This window comes from Domibacillus sp. (assembly GCF_031181085.1).
Lineage (GTDB): Bacteria > Bacillota > Bacilli > Bacillales > Domibacillaceae > Domibacillus.
On record NZ_JAPSLE010000001.1, the window covers coordinates 1 to 15,722 of the forward strand.

A 15,722-nucleotide genomic window follows, 5' to 3' on the forward strand; every position below is an offset into this window, starting at 1 on the left:
CGCAAGTAAGTAAGATCCCTTGAAGATGACGAGGTAGATAGGTTCGAGGTGGAAGTGCGGCGACGCATGGAGCTGACGAATACTAATCGATCGAGGACTTAATCAATGTACACTTGGCGTGTAACCAAAAGGTTTTTGCCCATACAATGACGCTTCTATCCAGTTTTGAAAGAACAAAAAAGTTCTTGCAAATTTCATTTATTGTGCTATAATAATAAATGTCGAAAATAAGTCAGGTGGCAATAGCGAAGAGGTCACACCCGTTCCCATCCCGAACACGGCCGTTAAGCTCTTCAGCGCCGATGGTAGTTGGGGGTTTCCCCCCTGTGAGAGCAGGACGCCGCCTGGCGGAAAATTTTTATATGATTATTCCGCAGTAGCTCAGTGGTAGAGCAATCGGCTGTTAACCGATCGGTCGCAAGTTCGAGTCTTGCCTGCGGAGCCACTTATGGAGAGCTGTCCGAGAGGTCGAAGGAGCACGATTGGAAATCGTGTAGACGGTTACCGCTGTCTCAAGGGTTCGAATCCCTTGCTCTCCGCCAGTATACTCTATCAAACATACATATTGGCCCCTTGGTCAAGCGGTTAAGACACCGCCCTTTCACGGCGGTAACACGGGTTCGAATCCCGTAGGGGTCACCATTTGGAGGATTAGCTCAGCTGGGAGAGCATCTGCCTTACAAGCAGAGGGTCGGCGGTTCGATCCCGTCATCCTCCACCATATTGTTATCGCGGGGTGGAGCAGCTCGGTAGCTCGTCGGGCTCATAACCCGAAGGTCGCAGGTTCAAATCCTGCCCCCGCAATTGTTTGGTCCGGTAGTTCAGTTGGTTAGAATGCCTGCCTGTCACGCAGGAGGTCGCGGGTTCGAGTCCCGTCCGGACCGCCATTATACATAGAAACATTGTAAGAAAGGCTCAGTAGCTCAGTTGGTAGAGCAAAGGACTGAAAATCCTTGTGTCGGCGGTTCGATTCCGTCCTGAGCCATTATGCTGCCGGTGTAGCTCAATTGGTAGAGCAACTGACTTGTAATCAGTAGGTTGGGGGTTCAAGTCCTCTTGCCGGCACCATTTTGCTTATGCATGATGGAGGGGTAGCGAAGTGGCTAAACGCGGCGGACTGTAAATCCGCTCCTTCGGGTTCGGCAGTTCGAATCTGCCCCCCTCCACCAGTTTATACAGGGGCATAGTTTAACGGTAGAACAGAGGTCTCCAAAACCTCCGGTGTGGGTTCGATTCCTACTGCCCCTGCCAATTCGATCAATTTTATAAAGTTTTACTATGGCGGTCGTGGCGAAGTGGTTAACGCATCGGATTGTGGCTCCGACATTCGGGGGTTCGATTCCCCTCGATCGCCCCATATAAATGGGCTATAGCCAAGCGGTAAGGCAACGGACTTTGACTCCGTCACGCGAAGGTTCGAATCCTTCTAGCCCAGCCATTTTTTGCGGAAGTAGTTCAGTGGTAGAACATCACCTTGCCAAGGTGGGGGTCGCGGGTTCGAATCCCGTCTTCCGCTCCAACATTTTTATAAAGGCGGCATAGCCAAGCGGTAAGGCCAAGGTCTGCAAAACCTTTACCACCGGTTCGAGTCCGGTTGCCGCCTCCATTATGTATTTGCCGGCGTGGCGGAATTGGCAGACGCGCTGGACTCAAAATCCAGTTCCTTCACGGGAGTGCCGGTTCGACCCCGGCCGCCGGTATTAAACGGCGTAACCCTTCAACATCTGTTGAAGGGTTTTTTCGTTTTTTCGTATTTAAAACCGCTGCGTTCTTAACCAAATAAAAATTTCGTTTGTGATTACATCGCTTCTAATGACACGTTTACGGTTATTCATCTAGATAAATAGTATCAACTGTGATGGATATTGTTTAAAATCCCTTCAAATCGGTAATATCCTTATTAACTTAAAACTTAAACTGGAGGGGTATGTATGAAAACATCTACTATGGGTATCATTATCGGTTCTTCAGCTTTGGCATCAGCAGGGGCTGTAAAGATGACAAAAGGGTATAGCAATAAGAAGCAAATGGTTGAAAACCGGAATCAAAAATTTAGTGCAGTAAAAGAAGTGAAAAAAGGAATTAAAAATGGGGTAAAAGCTGGTACTGGAAAAACAGCAGACCTTATTAAAACAGGCGTTGAAACCGAAGAAGAGATGATCAAGGGCGGTATTAATAAAACCATCCAGGGAGTAAAGACTGGAATTGAAGCACAGCAGAAAATGATGGAGAAAGAAAAAGAGATGCTCGATCGGATGAACTCCTCTCTTCAGAAAAAAGAAATGACGATGGGTGTAGTAGTTGGTTCTACAGCATTACTCACTACTGGAATCGTTTTAGCTTTAAATGCATATCAACAAAAACAAGAATCAGGAGATACGGGCTCTGGTACAGTGGGTAAAATCGGTAATGGTTTAAAAGCAGGAACGACAAAAGTGGTAAAAGGCATTAAAAATGGTATTGCTTCTAAGAAAAACGAGCAAACCATGGTCGTTGAAAAAACAAAATTTATTGATGACAAGTCCACTGAACTTAAAAAAGACGAAGTGGAGAGTGTTGATTCAGAAAAAGCAGAAGAATATGAAGGGCTGACGGGACTAGATGCCCAATACCGCGACGAATGGCAGGCAAACGGATTTCCGCAGACAAACGCCGAATTAAAAGCGCTTGAAGAAGCCGAGGGGTCTGATTCTTCCGCTCCGCAAAAAGAAAAAAATAACCTTCAGTAAAACCTAAAGCTCACCTTTATTGGTGAGCTTATTTCTTTACAGTAAAAAGCCTGCTTGTCATAATTTTTTATACATATCGGTTCTCTGCTTTAAAATTATAAAGAAAAGGATGTTGAAAATGAAAGCAGCTTTTATCTCTGATGTCCATGGGAATGCAGTGGCACTTCAAGCTGTGCTAAATGATCTTAAAACGAAGCAGGTAGATAAAATTTATGTACTGGGCGACCTTTGTTACCGCGGGCCGGAACCGAAGCGGTCGCTGGAGCTGATTCAAGGGCTTCAAACAGAAGTGATTAAAGGGAATGCGGATGAATGGGTTGTGCGAGGTGTTCACAAAGGAGAAGTAGCAGAGGCAGCGCTGGAGCTGATGAATCAAGAGCGTGACTGGACTGTATCGCAGTTAGAAGAAGCGGATATCGATTACCTAAACGCTCTTCCAACAGAGCTTCATCTCGATCTGGACGGTGTGGCGGTTCATGCTTTCCATGCAGCGCCAGACAGCTTATTCACCGTTGTTTCTTCTTCTGAGCCTGACGAGGTGTTAGAAACGAAATTAATGCTTTCTGAAAGTAATGACGTATATATCTATGCTCATATCCATAAGCCTTATATTCGGTATATAAAAGGAAAGGTCGTTATAAATATCGGCAGCGTCGGCCTCCCGTTTGACGGCATTAAAAAAGCTTCATACGCTATTGTAGAAACAGATGGACACCGGATCAGCACTTCCATTGAACGGGTGGAATTTGATGCGGACAAAGTGATGAGCCAATACAAAGAAGTGAATTATCCGAATCAAAATATGCTGTCTGTCATTCAGAATGCTTCTCTTTAAATAAACAGCCTCTTCGAAGAGAAGAGGCTGTTTCGCAGGGAGAAACCGTTTAAAAACATCTAAAGGGCGGATTGCCATCTCATTAGATGGTGATTGATTATCGGTCACAAGGTGAATGGAAAGCGGGGATTGGTTTGCTTTTCTATTCATAAAGTGAGGTTCCCAATCCTGCGCCTTGAAAAAGAGTCTCACTTTTTCAAGGTTAAAAATATTTTTCGTCATTAAAGGCAATGGTAACGGTGTAATTTTTTGCATTAATTAAGTTAGAAAGCTTATGAGCTTCCCGTTCAAGCTGAATCGCTTTTTGCCGATAGTCCTCAGGCTCGAACAGAGCTACTTTATAAACAGTGGTGTTCTCCGCATAACCGTATTGGATTTCCTCCTTTGAAGAAGCGCCCATTTCCTTGCAAAGCCGTGCTTCTGCACGAAGCTGCGTCGCCCATTCAATCGCTTCTACAAGGGGAACGGTTTCGTTTTTAAAGGAAATGGTGTTTTCGCTATTGGCTTTGTACATGAGCCGGTCCAGTGTGCGCGCGTCTTTTCGAACTTCTTGAAGTTCTGCTTCTACAGCGCTTACGGTCCGCACAGGAGTTGAAATAGAATCACCTTTTTCAATCGTTGTGTAAGCAACGCGGTGTAATTCTTCCTCCAATTCACGCACTTTTTTAGTTAAAACACTTTTTAACTTCACCGCTTCTGCTAAAGAAATAGTCTGCATTGCCTCCGTTCGCCTGATAAAAAACTAGTTATAAGCGTAGCATTTGAAGGGTTTTGGGGCAAATAAATAGCATTACATGGAAAAAATGCTTTACAGATGATTTTTATCGTGTTACAGTTTATACACAGCTTCATAATTTACAACTGCTAGGGGTGTCCGTTAGCCGGACTGAGAGAAGAGCGCGCTTTAAGGCTCTTTAACCCTTCGAACCTGATCTGGCCAGTACCAGCGTAGGGAAGTAGGGACACGGTTTTTAAGCCGTTCATTAAACTATTTCACGGGTTCTTTTATTTTAAAAGAACCCGTTTTTATTTTTTACGTGTCTGTGTCCAGATCGGTTTCAGCAGTCCAGGGAGGAAAATAAGATGAATCGTTTGAAAAGTGAAAAAATCGATCTGCAGGCACAATTTCCAGCAAGTGAAAAAGTTTATGTGGAAGGAAGTAAAACGGACATCCGGGTTCCATTCCGGCAAATTAAATTAAGCGACACGAAAACAGATGCAGGAACCCATTCAAACGAACCGATCACCGTTTATGACACAAGCGGTCCTTATTCAGAACCCGGTTTTATTGCAGACGTACATAAAGGGCTGCCACGCTTAAGAGAGCAGTGGGTGGCAGCCAGAGAAGACACAGAGCTTTATGAAGGAAGAAAAGTAAAGCCGGAAGACAATGGGGTCAAGGAAGCGGAATCGATGTTTCAAGCGGATTTTGCACATAAACCAAGACGGGCGCTTCCTGGCCAGAACGTAACTCAAATGCATTATGCGAAAAAAGGCATAATCACACCGGAAATGGAATATGTAGCGATTCGTGAGAACATGGACGCAGAAACGATTCGGGAGGAGGTTGCTTCCGGCCGTGCGATTATTCCGGTCAATATTAACCACCCTGAAAATGAGCCGATGATTATTGGCAGCCGTTTTCATGTAAAAGTCAATGCAAATATTGGTAACTCGGCAGTAAGTTCATCTATTGAAGAAGAAGTAGAAAAAATGACGTGGGCAACGCATTGGGGTGCGGACACGATTATGGATCTCTCTACAGGAAAAAATATTCATGCGACAAGGGAATTTATTATCCGCAATTCGCCGGTACCGGTTGGCACTGTGCCGATTTACCAGGCTCTTGAAAAAGTAAAAGGCATAGCAGAAGATTTAACGTGGGAAGTATATCGGGATACACTCATTGAGCAGGCCGAGCAGGGAGTCGATTATTTTACGATTCACGCCGGCGTACTGCTTCGATATATTCCAATGACAATTAAGCGGACAACCGGTATTGTTTCACGCGGTGGTTCGATTATGGCGCAATGGTGCCTGGCTCATCACCAGGAAAATTTCTTATACACACATTTTGAAGAAATTTGTAAAATTTTAAAAGCGTATGATATCTCGGTTTCTTTGGGAGACGGCCTTCGTCCGGGATCGATTGCCGATGCAAATGACGAAGCTCAATTTGCGGAACTTGAAACGCTTGGCGAACTGACGAAAATTGCCTGGAAACATGATGTGCAGGTAATGATCGAAGGACCAGGACATGTACCACTTCATAAAATCAAAGAAAATATTGATAAAGAAATTGATATTTGCCAAGGCGCACCGTTTTACACACTTGGTCCGCTGACAACGGATATTGCACCTGGATATGACCATATCACTTCTGCGATCGGTGCAGCGATGATTGCTATGCATGGCACGGCGATGCTTTGTTATGTGACACCGAAGGAGCATCTTGGCCTGCCGGATAAAAATGACGTTCGTGAAGGGGTAATTGCCTACAAAATTGCTGCTCATGCAGCGGATCTTGCCAAAGGCCATCCGGGAGCTCAGAAAAGAGATGATGCTTTATCAAAAGCGCGCTTTGAATTCAGGTGGCATGATCAGTTTAATTTATCGCTTGACCCGGACCGGGCGCGCGAATACCATGATGAAACCCTGCCGGCAGAAGGAGCAAAAACGGCTCATTTCTGTTCGATGTGCGGACCGAAATTCTGCTCGATGCGTATTTCTCATGATTTGCGTAAGCAGGCAGCCGAAGAAGGCATGAAAGAAAAGTCGAAGGAATTTGTAGAAACAGGAAGCCATATTTACAGCTGACATGCTCGACTTTATCGCCTTTTTATGAAATAATAAGAAAAACGACAAACAGGCAGACGGGATTCCCGTTTGCCTGTTTTCTATGGAACGGAGGAGAAGAAATGCACCGGCAGTTAAAGCAGGAACTGATTGACTACAGCAAAGAAATTGGCATCGATAAAATCGGATTCGCTGCGGCCGATCCGTTTCTTGAATTAAAGCAAAAACTGGTACAGCAGCAAGAACTGGGATACGCATCCGGTTTTGAGGAAAAAGATATTGAGAAGCGGACAAACCCAGCACTCTTGATGGATAGTCCGCGTTCGATTATTGCCATCGCGCTTGCGTATCCATCGAAGCTGGAAGGAGCTCCGAAAGGGAAAAAGGGAGAGCGGCGCGGCTTGTTTTGCCGAGCGTCCTGGGGAGAAGATTATCACCTCGTTCTGCGCAGAAAGCTGGAACAGCTGGAAGTATTTTTAAGAGAAAAAATGCCAGATGTCCAAACGAAATCAATGGTTGATACAGGTGAGCTGTCTGACCGTGCTGTGGCGGAGCGGGCAGGCATCGGCTGGAGTGCAAAAAACTGTGCGATTATTACACCGGAGTTTGGTTCATACGTGTATTTAGGTGAAATGCTGACCAATATTCCTTTTGAACCGGACACGCCGATGGAAAGCCAGTGCGGCACGTGTACGAAATGTATTGACGCCTGCCCAACAAGTGCACTCGTTCAAGGAGGACAGCTTAATTCTCAGCGGTGTATCGCTTATTTAACGCAGACAAAAGACTTTTTGCCGGAGGAATTCCGTAAACATCTCGGAAACCGGCTGTACGGCTGTGATACGTGCCAGACCGTCTGCCCGGCCAATAAAGGGAAACACACATTAAACCATGAAGAAATGACACCGGCACTGGAAGAAGTAAAGCCGCTGTTAGAGCCGCTTGTATCGATGAGCAATAAGGAATTTAAGGAGCGGTTTGGCGCGATGTCTGGTTCATGGCGCGGCAAAAAGCCGATTCAGCGAAATGCAGTCATTGCATTGGCTCATTTCAGGGAGCCGTCTTCGCTGCCGTCCCTTGCTGCTCTGCTTCATAACGATCCACGTCCAGTTCTTCGTGGTACAGCAGCTTATGCTATTGGGCAGATTGGCGGCTTAGAAGCAGAGTCCCAGCTGTTCAAAGCACTAGAGCGCGAAGAAGATGAGACAGTGGTGGATGAAATTAAAAAAGCACTCGGACAGATTGGTTCCGTGTTATAATGATGAGTTGAAAAGGAGTGAAGTTTTGTGGCAGTTCATGTAGTGCTATACCAGCCGGAAATCCCGGCCAATACCGGAAATATTGCGCGGACGTGTGCGGCGACCGGTACACCGCTTCATTTAATCCGCCCGCTTGGATTTTCAACCGACGATAAAATGCTTAAGCGTGCCGGGCTGGATTATTGGGAATTTGTTGATATTACGTATTATGATTCTCTTGAAGAGTTTTTTGAAAAAAATCCAGATGGAAATATGTATTATCTTTCAAAGTTCGGTAAGCAGGATCACGCTAAGTTTGACTACAGCGATACAGAACAGGATCATTATTTTATGTTTGGCAAAGAAACAACGGGTCTTCCAAAAGATTTGATCGCGGCCAATATGGACCGCTGTCTGCGCATTCCAATGAATGAGCATGTCCGCTCGCTTAACTTGTCCAACACGGCAGCCATTCTTATATACGAGGCACTTCGCCAGCAAGGCTTCCCGGACCTGTATTAATACAGAAAAGCGCAAGTCGGCCATTCAGGACCGGCAGCTTATGATCGAGGAGCTGGCCGTCTGGAGCAAAAAGTGCAAGACGCTCTAAGTTGAATGATGGTTATAATCACATATCTTTTTAAAAAAAAGCTGTACCGAAAAAATCGGTACAGCTTTTTTTATTTCGCGCCCGGTTTGTCGTTGTAGCCCGCTGTGAAAATCGCTGATAAAAAAGCAATACATACGAAAAGAACACCTAATAATCTCATGGAAAGAAGCCCCTTTCTGTAGCGTAAACGCATTCATTTTTCCCTATTATACCGGATGCAATATTGAATGTGAACGTTTCTTTTTCTCATAAATGGTTTCGCCGGCGCATAAAATCCGATAAATACGCCCATTAGAGTGCGGAGCGGAGGGAGCTAATTATGACGATACTCGATAAAATTCAATCAAGCCGTGCCGAAGAAGAAAAGCTGCGCTGGGAAGGAACATTCCGGGAGTATTTGGAGCTTCTTAGAGAAAAGCCGCATATTGCAATGCCTGCGCATGCGCGTATATACAATATGATTCGCTCATTCGGTATGACAGATGGAAATTATGACTTTTTCAACCGCGAGCTTTTTGGTCTTGAAGAACCGATCCAGCGTCTTGTAGAAGAGTATTTTCATCCGGCGGCGAAAAAGCTGGATGTACGCAAACGGATTTTGCTGCTGATGGGGCCAGTTGGCGGAGGGAAGTCCACAATTGTATCAATGCTTAAGCGGGGACTGGAGCAATACACCCGCACAGATGCCGGCGCCGTATATGCGATTAAAGGCTGCCAGATGGCAGAAGATCCGCTTCATTTAATTCCAAGGGATCTTCGGGATGACTTTTATGAAGAGTATGGTATCCGCATTGAAGGATCATTGTCACCGCTAAATGCCTACCGGCTTGAGCATGAATTTGGCGGCCGCATTGAAGAAGTGCCGGTTGAGCGTATTTTCTTCTCAGAAGACCGACGCCGCGGCATTGGAACGTTCAGTCCATCCGATCCGAAATCACAGGACATTGCGGATTTAACCGGCAGCATCGATTTTTCAACGATCGCTGAGTTTGGATCGGAGTCTGATCCGCGTGCCTACCGGTTTGACGGAGAATTAAACATTGCAAACCGGGGATTAATGGAATTCCAGGAAATGCTGAAGTGTGATGAGAAGTTTCTGTGGCACCTGCTCTCACTAACCCAAGAAGGTAATTTCAAGGCCGGCCGGTTTGCCTTAATCTCGGCAGATGAAATGATTATTGCCCATACCAATGAAACAGAGTACCGTTCCTTTATTGCAGATAAAAAGAATGAAGCTCTTCATTCCCGTATGATTGTTATGCCGGTGCCATACAACCTCAAGGTGACCGAAGAAGAAAAAATTTATGAAAAAATGATACACGAAAGTGAAGCGGCTTCCATTCATTTTGCACCGCATACGTTCCGTACTGCAGCCATGTTTACCATCTTAACGCGCTTAAAAGAATCGAGCCGGGCAAACGTTGATCTTGTGATGAAGATGAAGCTTTATGACGGAGCAGTGGTAGAAGGATTAACGCCGCTTGATGCTATTGAACTCCGAAAAGAACATTCAGATGAAGGAATGGATGGAATCGATCCGCGGTATGTGATGAACCGCATTTCTGCAGCCATTATTAAAAAAGGAACCAATTCGATCAATGCACTGGATGTGCTGCGCTCATTAAAAGACGGCCTGGATTCACATCCGTCCATTACAAAGGAAATGCGCACGAAATACTTGCAGTTTATTTCCGAAGCGAGAAAGCAGTACGATGAAACGGCGAAAAAAGAAGTTCAAAAAGCCTTTGTTTACTCGTATGAAGAATCGGCCCGGGCATTAATGGACAACTATTTGGATAATGTGGAAGCATACTGCAACAAGGTGAAATTAAGCGATCCGCTCACAGGTGAGGAAGTCAGTCCGGACGAGCGTTTAATGCGGTCGATCGAAGAACAGATTGGCGTATCAGAAAACGCTAAAAAAGCATTCCGCGAAGAAATGCTGATTCGAATTTCCGCTTATGCACGCAAAGGGAAAAAATTTGATTACCGGGAGCATGATCGGCTTCGAGAAGCGATTCAGAAAAAGCTGTTTTCCGATTTAAAAGACATTGTTAAAATTACCACTTCGTCTGTTACGCCGGATGAACAGCAGCTGAAAAAGATGAATGAAGTCACAGCACGCTTAATTGACGAATGCGGCTACAATTCTGTTTCAGCCAATGAATTGCTTCGCTACGTTGGAGGACTTTTAAACCGATAAACAAAAGAAAAACCCGGTTGCAGGCAGCCGGGTTATTGTTTTCCATCGGTTGATTCGTCAAATTGAATCGGATCAGGCTGTCGCTCATGCTGCTTCAGCTCTTCATTTGTCCGCTGGCGCTCCATTTGACGGCCAAGGATTTTCATGTCTTCAAAGCTTGTGACCATTGAATTCATAGGCTGTTCTTCACGCTTCTTTAAATTCATCATGAGTCACCTCATTATTCTTTTATACTAGTTTACCCTTTTTAATTGGAATAAAACCTGGGGAGGAAATGAAATGGGCACATCCTATCATTTATCAGAAGAAGACTGGTCACTCCATCGAAAAGGCTATGATGACCAGGAACGCCATCGGCAAAAAGTAAAAGAAGCGATCAAAAAAAATTTAGCTGATATGGTGACTGAAGAGCAAATAATTATGTCGGACGGCAAGCGGACAGTGAAATTGCCGATCCGTTCGCTTCAGGAGTATAAAATCCGTTATTCCGATGAAAAATCCAAGCATACCGGACAAGGAAAAGGCGAAGTTGGAGACGCCATCGCCCGGGCAGGCGGTGATGAAAAAAGTGCGGCCGGCCAGGGCAAGAAAGCAGGAAACCAGCGCGGGGAGGATTTTTATGAAGCAGAAGTCAGCATGGCTGAAATTGAAGATGCTCTGTTTTCTGAGCTGGCCTTGCCAAATCTCGCTGAAAAAGAAAAAGCGGAATCGGTTATTACGGACTGGACCATTAATGACATCCGTAAAACAGGTGTAACCGCACGAATTGATAAAAAGAAAACATTAATGGCAGCTTTTAAGCGAAACGCACTGGCGGGAGAGATGTCTTTTTTCCCTGTCCGCCCAGAAGACCGTCGTTTCCGTTCTTTTACCGAAGAGAAAAAGCCTCAGTCTAAAGCCGTGATTTTCGCGATGATGGATACGAGCGGAAGCATGGGGCCGTTTGAGAAATATATCGCCCGCAGCTTTTTTTTCTGGATGACTCGTTTTTTAAGAAAAAAATATACAACGGTTGATATTGTATTTATTGCCCATCATACAGAAGCGCTCCAGATGGAAGAAAATGATTTCTTCACTAAAGGAGAAAGTGGCGGAACCATTTGTTCATCTGCGTACCGGCTGGTGCTGGAGCTGATGAAAAAAAAATATTCGCCGGAACGGTATAACATTTATCCATTTCATTTTTCTGATGGCGATAATCTTGCTTCAGACAATCCCCAGTGTGTTGCATTGCTCGAAAAAATACTGCCGCACTGCCGCATGTTCGGCTATGGGGAAGTAAATCAGTACAACCGGACCACACCACTAATGTCTGCTTTTCGAAAAGTCCAAAACCCGCTGTTTAAATCCTACGTCATTCGTAAAAGAGAAGACGTCTATCCGGCACTTTCCTACTTTTTTCAGCCGGATAAATAAAAAGGTTTCGTTTTTTTCTTCAGCGGGCAAACTCAGTAGGAGGAAACCACGCATGAGGGGGAGAGCAAGAGATGACAAATTTAGCGGTGATTTATTACAGCATGACCGGTACAAATTTTCAATTGGCGAACTGGGCGAAAGAAGCGGGAGAAGAAGCAGGAGCGAATGTAAAAGTTCTTAAAATTCCAGAAACGGCACCCGCGTCGGCCATTGAAAAAAATGATGCCTGGAAGGCGCATGTAGAAGAAGCAAAGGATATTCCAGAGGTGACGCTGGATGATTTAGAATGGGCAGATGCCATTGTATTCAGCGTTCCAACAAGATACGGCAATGTACCCGGTCAATTCAAGCAATTTATCGATTCAACCGGCGGCCTGTGGGCAACTGGAAAACTGGCTAATAAAGTTGTCAGCGCTATGACCTCAGCTCAAAACGCTCATGGCGGACAGGAACAGACGATTCTTCAGCTATACACGACTATGTACCATTGGGGCGCTATTATCGCTGCTCCCGGATACACGGATCCCGTCTTGTTTGAAGCAGGCGGAAATCCATATGGTACAAGTGTGTCAGTAGGAAGAGATGGCATGAAAGAAAACGTGGAAGCAGCGGTAAGACATCAGGCGAAGCGGACAGTCTCGATTGCGAGTGCTTTGTCTTCTTTATAAAAAATCCGCCCCGGTTACCGGGGCGGATTTTTTTAGTGCGGTAAAAATAAAAGCTGGTAGAGAAACAGTACGGCAAAAATATATACAAGTGGATGAATCTCTTTGTAGCGTCCCCGGGCTATTTTCACAAGCGGATACGATACAAACCCGAGCGCGATGCCGGTCGCAATACTCGATGTCAGCGGCATCGTTAAAATAATAAGAAAAGCAGGAAATGCTTCGTCAAGCTCATTCCAGTTAATTTTTGCTGCGTTTTGCATCATCAAACAGCCAACAATAATAAGTGATGGAGCTGTAATAGCAGATATGCCCGATACAGCAGAAACAAGCGGTCCGAAAAAAGCAGCTATAATAAACAGCACAGCTACTGTAACAGATGTTAGTCCTGTTCTCCCGCCAGCTGCAACCCCAGTAGACGATTCAATATAAGCACTCGTCGGGCTTGTACCGGCCATCGCACCGATTGATGTAGCTACAGAATCGGCCAAAAGCGCTTGACGCGCCCGAGGCATTTTGTTTCCTTTCATCAAGCCGGCCTGCTGGGCAACGCCAACCATTGTACCTGTTGTATCAAAAAGAGTCACAAGTAAAAACGAAAACACAACTGCATATAATCCATAACTCACTACATCCCCAAGCGCTGTAATAGGATTGAGCGCTACAAGCCCGTCTGGCATAGATGGCATGCCGATAAAGCCCTCTTTAAAAGAAAGCTGACCAGTAAAAAGGGCCACAAGTCCGGTAATAACCATACCGATAAACAGTGCACCATTAATGCCTCGTACCATTAAAATAATAGTGACTGCAAGACCGAACAGAGCTAAAAGAGCGGAGGGGCTTGTTAAGTCCCCGAGTTTAACAAGGTTGCTGGGATCTGCCGCGATAATACCGGTCAGACGAAGCCCAATAAAAGCAATAAACAAGCCGATGCCGGCAGAAATACCGTGCTTTAAATTTTCGGGTATTGCTTCGATCAACTTTTCACGAAGTGGCGTTAAAGACAAAACCACAAAAAGAAGACCTGAAATAAAAACAGCCGCAAATGCTGTTTCATACGTAATGCCGCCATGCGACCCGACAACTGAGTAAGCGAAATACGCATTCATTCCCATACCAGGGGCGATCGCAATTGGGTAGTTGGCGAACAAGCCCATCCAAAGTGTTCCGACAACCGCTGCAATGATTGTCGCCGTAAACACCTGCTCAAATGGGACACCGGCATCTGACAAAATAATCGGGTTAACCACCACGATATACACCATTGTCAGGAAGGTTGTTAAGCCGGCAAGCAGTTCCGTTTTAACGGTCGTGCCATGTTCATTCAATTTAAACATTTCTTCATTCCTCCACAAACAAGCATTAAAATCCCTTGTTAATACTAGACGTTTTCTGCAGGAGGTGCAAGAGGCAATTCAAAAAGCCGCTCTCTACGAGAGGCGGCTTTTGAATTATTCTGCGTAGGTAATCAGTTGGTTGATCGGAAGACGGTCAGTAGGACGGCCTTCCTGAAGGGCTTTACCGACTGTAATCAGCATCGTTGGCAGGTAACGTGCAGGCACGTTAAACGCTTCTGCCAGCCCGGAAGCATTGAAGCCGCCAATTGGGCATGTGTCATATCCTTTTGCCCGTGCAGCCAGCATAAACTGCATAGCAGCCAGCGATGAATTTAAAATGGCCCCGTCGCGCGGGTACTCAGCGCGGTTGTAAGCTCCGTTAATTTGGCCGGCTAAAATTTCTTTTAGCTCAGGTGTTATTTCGCCGCTTTCAACCTGTGGATCAAAAACCGGATCCACGTTTAAATTGCCTTGCAAATCACCCATAATGCAAATAACAGCAGAGGCATCCACAATTTGCTGCTGATTGTAGGCGATTGGCAGTAGTTTTTTCTGCACGTCTTTTCCGTGAAAAACAAGGAAGTGCCATTGCTGCAAATTCCACGCAGATGGTGCCCGTCCTGCTACTTGAAGCAATTCTGTTAACTCTTCCTCTGATATACGTGCATTCGGATCGTATACTTTTACTGAACGGCGGCCAAGGGCTACTTCAAAAAAATCTGACATAAACAAAAATCCCCCTATATCGTCATTTTTCGCCATAAAAGCGAAAAAATGGTTCATCTATTACTTTTCGTAAGTGATATTCGCTTTTCACTTTAATCAATATATGTTCATTCGTCAAGAAATCGGATTTTGTATAAAAAAGCTGAACCAGAAACTGGTTCAGCTTAGAGAAAGATATTCAGTATATAGTAGCTGATGGCTGCGATAGTAGCAGTTATCGGCAGTGTGATGACCCAGGTGATCAGCATGCGCTGAGCAGTATCCCATTTAACTCCTTTAACACGGTGGGCAGTACCAACACCAAGAATAGAAGAAGAGATCACATGGGTTGTGCTGACCGGCAAATGAATAAGCGTGGCGCCAAAAATAATCATTGCAGATGAAAGATCGGCCGCTACACCGTTGACTGGGCGGATTTTCATAATCTTGCCGCCAACGGTTTTAATGATTTTCCATCCGCCGACTGACGTACCAAGCCCCATTGCCAGCGCACAGGAAACCTGTACCCACAGCTGGATATCTGTTGACTGCTGGTAGTTACCGGCAATTAACGCCATTGTAATGATCCCCATCGCTTTTTGTGCATCATTCGTACCATGTGTATAAGCCTGCAGAGCAGCAGTCGCAATTTGGAACCGACGGAAATTCCGGTTTGTTTTCGCCAAATTGTTGTTTTTAAATACGACTTTAAAAATGCTATACACGATAAAGCCGATCGCGAAAGCAAGCAGCGGCGAGATAATAAGCGCTTGAAGAATTTTGAAAAAGCCGCCGTAATTTAATGCCTGGAATCCGGCAGCTGCAATCGCCGCTCCTGCAATAGAGCCGATAAGGGCATGAGATGAACTGCTCGGAATACCGTAGTACCATGTAAGTAGATTCCAAAAAATGGCAGCGGTTAAAGCTGCTAAGATGACAACCAGCCCGTTTTCAAGCATAAACGGGTCCACAATATCTTTTGTGATCGTTTTTGCTACCCCAGTGAACGTCATGGCGCCTAAAAAGTTCATAAAGGCGGCCAGTATAATAGCGCGCCGCGGCGTAAGGGCTTTTGTCGATACAGCTGTTGCAATCGAGTTAGCCGTATCGTGGAACCCGTTAATAAAATCAAACGCAAGCGCGAAGATAACAATCAAAATAGTAATAAGAAATAATGTATCCAACTGT

General features: G+C 45.3%; 13 protein-coding genes, 15 tRNA genes, 2 rRNA genes and 1 riboswitch. Of the genes, 25 read left to right on the plus strand and 5 right to left on the minus strand.

What is annotated here, in order from left to right; translation table 11 throughout:
- The 19 genes from RIN81_RS00005 to RIN81_RS00095 all read left to right on the plus strand — a co-directional run.
- A 23S ribosomal RNA gene (locus RIN81_RS00005) occupies positions 1–106 on the plus strand; the annotation flags it as partial.
- Positions 107–232: 126 nt separating this feature from the next.
- Positions 233–349: ribosomal RNA gene (gene rrf / locus RIN81_RS00010) — 5S ribosomal RNA — on the plus strand.
- Between the two features lie 21 nt (positions 350–370).
- Positions 371–445: transfer RNA gene (locus RIN81_RS00015), tRNA-Asn, on the plus strand.
- 5 nt (positions 446–450) lie between these two features.
- Positions 451–542 (plus strand) — tRNA-Ser (locus RIN81_RS00020).
- 25 nt (positions 543–567) lie between these two features.
- Positions 568–642, plus strand: a tRNA-Glu gene (locus RIN81_RS00025).
- 3 nt (positions 643–645) lie between these two features.
- Positions 646–721: transfer RNA gene (locus RIN81_RS00030), tRNA-Val, on the plus strand.
- 9 nt (positions 722–730) lie between these two features.
- A tRNA-Met gene (locus RIN81_RS00035) sits at positions 731–804 on the plus strand.
- 6 nt (positions 805–810) lie between these two features.
- A tRNA-Asp gene (locus RIN81_RS00040) sits at positions 811–887 on the plus strand.
- 25 nt (positions 888–912) lie between these two features.
- Positions 913–985: transfer RNA gene (locus tag RIN81_RS00045), tRNA-Phe, on the plus strand.
- Between the two features lie 7 nt (positions 986–992).
- Positions 993–1,068 (plus strand) — tRNA-Thr (locus RIN81_RS00050).
- Positions 1,069–1,085: 17 nt separating this feature from the next.
- Positions 1,086–1,169 (plus strand) — tRNA-Tyr (locus RIN81_RS00055).
- Between the two features lie 8 nt (positions 1,170–1,177).
- Positions 1,178–1,251 (plus strand) — tRNA-Trp (locus RIN81_RS00060).
- Positions 1,252–1,281: 30 nt separating this feature from the next.
- Positions 1,282–1,357: transfer RNA gene (locus RIN81_RS00065), tRNA-His, on the plus strand.
- Between the two features lie 6 nt (positions 1,358–1,363).
- A tRNA-Gln gene (locus RIN81_RS00070) sits at positions 1,364–1,438 on the plus strand.
- Positions 1,439–1,444: 6 nt separating this feature from the next.
- A tRNA-Gly gene (locus RIN81_RS00075) sits at positions 1,445–1,519 on the plus strand.
- Positions 1,520–1,532: 13 nt separating this feature from the next.
- Positions 1,533–1,606 (plus strand) — tRNA-Cys (locus tag RIN81_RS00080).
- 10 nt (positions 1,607–1,616) lie between these two features.
- A tRNA-Leu gene (locus RIN81_RS00085) sits at positions 1,617–1,700 on the plus strand.
- A 231-nt stretch (positions 1,701–1,931) separates the two neighbouring features.
- A complete protein-coding gene (locus tag RIN81_RS00090) occupies positions 1,932–2,729 on the plus strand; it encodes a hypothetical protein (protein WP_309086760.1) in 798 nt (265 codons plus the stop codon).
- Positions 2,730–2,847: 118 nt separating this feature from the next.
- Positions 2,848–3,564, plus strand: a complete 717-nt coding sequence (locus tag RIN81_RS00095; RefSeq protein WP_309086761.1) for a metallophosphoesterase family protein — start codon at positions 2,848–2,850, stop codon at positions 3,562–3,564.
- Positions 3,565–3,766: 202 nt separating this feature from the next.
- Here the strand turns inward: RIN81_RS00095 and RIN81_RS00100 are convergent, their stop codons facing one another.
- Positions 3,767–4,282 carry a hypothetical protein gene (locus RIN81_RS00100; RefSeq protein WP_309086762.1) on the minus strand — a complete coding sequence of 172 codons (516 nt, stop codon included), beginning with the start codon at positions 4,280–4,282 and terminating at the stop codon, positions 3,767–3,769.
- Positions 4,283–4,420: 138 nt separating this feature from the next.
- Positions 4,421–4,536, plus strand: a riboswitch (TPP riboswitch).
- Between the two features lie 111 nt (positions 4,537–4,647).
- Here RIN81_RS00100 and thiC point away from each other — a divergent pair.
- The 4 genes from thiC (at position 4,648) to RIN81_RS00120 (ending at position 10,411) form a co-directional block, all read left to right on the plus strand.
- On the plus strand, positions 4,648–6,381 hold the full coding sequence (thiC, locus tag RIN81_RS00105; RefSeq protein WP_309086763.1) for a phosphomethylpyrimidine synthase ThiC: 1,734 nt from the start codon (positions 4,648–4,650) through the stop codon (positions 6,379–6,381).
- A gap of 101 nt (positions 6,382–6,482) precedes the next feature.
- Positions 6,483–7,619, plus strand: coding sequence for a tRNA epoxyqueuosine(34) reductase QueG (queG, locus tag RIN81_RS00110; protein ID WP_309086764.1), 1,137 nt, complete (start codon positions 6,483–6,485; stop codon positions 7,617–7,619).
- 27 nt (positions 7,620–7,646) lie between these two features.
- Positions 7,647–8,120 carry a tRNA (uridine(34)/cytosine(34)/5-carboxymethylaminomethyluridine(34)-2'-O)-methyltransferase TrmL gene (trmL, locus tag RIN81_RS00115; RefSeq protein WP_251270604.1) on the plus strand — a complete coding sequence of 158 codons (474 nt, stop codon included), beginning with the start codon at positions 7,647–7,649 and terminating at the stop codon, positions 8,118–8,120.
- A 407-nt stretch (positions 8,121–8,527) separates the two neighbouring features.
- On the plus strand, positions 8,528–10,411 hold the full coding sequence (locus RIN81_RS00120) for a PrkA family serine protein kinase (RefSeq protein WP_309086765.1): 1,884 nt from the start codon (positions 8,528–8,530) through the stop codon (positions 10,409–10,411).
- Positions 10,412–10,443: 32 nt separating this feature from the next.
- Here the strand turns inward: RIN81_RS00120 and RIN81_RS00125 are convergent, their stop codons facing one another.
- Positions 10,444–10,620, minus strand: coding sequence for a multidrug ABC transporter ATPase (locus RIN81_RS00125; protein ID WP_309086766.1), 177 nt, complete (start codon positions 10,618–10,620; stop codon positions 10,444–10,446).
- A gap of 70 nt (positions 10,621–10,690) precedes the next feature.
- Between RIN81_RS00125 and yhbH the strand changes: the two genes are divergently transcribed.
- Together yhbH and wrbA are read left to right on the plus strand one after the other, a co-directional pair.
- A complete protein-coding gene (gene yhbH / locus RIN81_RS00130) occupies positions 10,691–11,827 on the plus strand; it encodes a sporulation protein YhbH (protein ID WP_309086767.1) in 1,137 nt (378 codons plus the stop codon).
- A 71-nt stretch (positions 11,828–11,898) separates the two neighbouring features.
- A complete protein-coding gene (gene wrbA, locus RIN81_RS00135; protein ID WP_309086768.1) occupies positions 11,899–12,495 on the plus strand; it encodes an NAD(P)H:quinone oxidoreductase in 597 nt (198 codons plus the stop codon).
- A 32-nt stretch (positions 12,496–12,527) separates the two neighbouring features.
- Here the strand turns inward: wrbA and RIN81_RS00140 are convergent, their stop codons facing one another.
- The 3 genes from RIN81_RS00140 to RIN81_RS00150 form a co-directional block, all read right to left on the minus strand.
- The gene (locus tag RIN81_RS00140; RefSeq protein WP_309086769.1) at positions 12,528–13,829 is read right to left on the minus strand and encodes an NCS2 family permease; all 1,302 of its coding nucleotides are present in this window, start codon (positions 13,827–13,829) and stop codon (positions 12,528–12,530) included.
- Between the two features lie 114 nt (positions 13,830–13,943).
- Positions 13,944–14,555 carry a nitroreductase family protein gene (locus RIN81_RS00145; RefSeq protein WP_309086770.1) on the minus strand — a complete coding sequence of 204 codons (612 nt, stop codon included), beginning with the start codon at positions 14,553–14,555 and terminating at the stop codon, positions 13,944–13,946.
- A gap of 164 nt (positions 14,556–14,719) precedes the next feature.
- Complete coding sequence (locus RIN81_RS00150) at positions 14,720–15,718, minus strand: inorganic phosphate transporter (RefSeq protein WP_309086771.1); 999 nt, start codon at positions 15,716–15,718, stop codon at positions 14,720–14,722.
- Positions 15,719–15,722: the final 4 nt, after the last annotated feature.